Source organism: Frankia sp. CpI1-P, from assembly GCF_001421075.1.
GTDB classification, from domain to species: Bacteria; Actinomycetota; Actinomycetes; order Frankiales; family Frankiaceae; genus Frankia; species Frankia torreyi.
Genome location: NZ_LJJX01000131.1, coordinates 943 through 1,959, shown reverse-complemented (window position 1 = coordinate 1,959; position 1,017 = coordinate 943). Strand labels below are relative to the sequence as shown.

Annotated in this window: 1 protein-coding gene; it reads right to left on the bottom strand. The window is 72.9% G+C overall.

Translation table 11 applies throughout. The annotated features are described in order from the left end of the window. The coding region (locus FF86_RS34050) for a hypothetical protein (protein ID WP_242419939.1) at window positions 1-215 on the bottom strand (215 nt) is incomplete at its 3' end. Window positions 216-1,017: the final 802 nt, after the last annotated feature.

The following is a 1,017-nucleotide window of genomic DNA, read 5'->3' as shown; positions in this document are numbered from 1 at the left end:
GCCGCCGCCGCCAGCAACGTCGCCCTCGGATTGACGGGGAGGCCGAAACGCACTCCCCAGGCGTTCACATACAGCGTGCCGGCCGGCTGGAGCAATATCACCCGTTCGACCGGCCCACCGACGTCCTCCCAAAGAAAGGGAAGGTTGTCGACGTCAAGGCGGAGGGCGGTGACCGGCCGGTGTGTCTCCACCGGAATCAGAACCGCGGTCAGCACAGTACTCACGCGCACCTCCAAGGAAAAGGGGCGGCATCCAGGTGTAGGGACGGGAAAAGACACGCAAGGCCACCGGCGTCTGGTTGCGTTTCCCCCGGCCCGTGCACGCACCCGGACGGACGGGCCGGCAGACCCGCCGTGACGGGAACCGGGGCAAGCGCGGCACGGCGACGCGGGAACCGGAGGGCCCCCCGGGGGGCGTGCGCGCCGTGACGGCGGCCGGCCCGCTCGGACACCGCGCCCCTGCGGCGCAACCCGCGGTGTGGGGCGTGGCCGACGGGGCGCGGTGCTGGTATGCGGGCGGCGGCGGGGCCGGCTGGCCTACGGCAGGCGCTGGTGTGGCGCCTGCCGCGGCCCAGCCGGGGTGTCTGGGATGCCAGGCCAGCCGTATGGTGACCGCCCCCGCCGGGGCGTCGCGGGGATCCGCCGTCCGTCAGGGGATCAGCGACGCGGCCGCGATCTCGGCGGACCAGGGGAAGGCGAGGAGGATCGGGACGCCGTCGGGGACGTGGACCGGGTCNCTGACAAAGAAGTCGCCACGCCAGGATTGGATGCACGCGGGGCAGATGGTCACGAAGTGGGGACGCTCGTAGGGGGTGTCCGTGGGCCATCCGGGTGGCGCGGTCTCAGGGCAGCCGTCGGGGAAGTAGGGAGTCACCTGGGCGGGGCGGCGTGCGGGCCCGCCGTGAGGTAGTCCTCGCGACTGTTGTAGGTGATCAGTACCCGGTACTCGAGGGAGGCGGCCCCGGCCGGCGGGGACTCGGGATCGGTGGGGGCGACCTCGACGGTGGGAACGGTCACC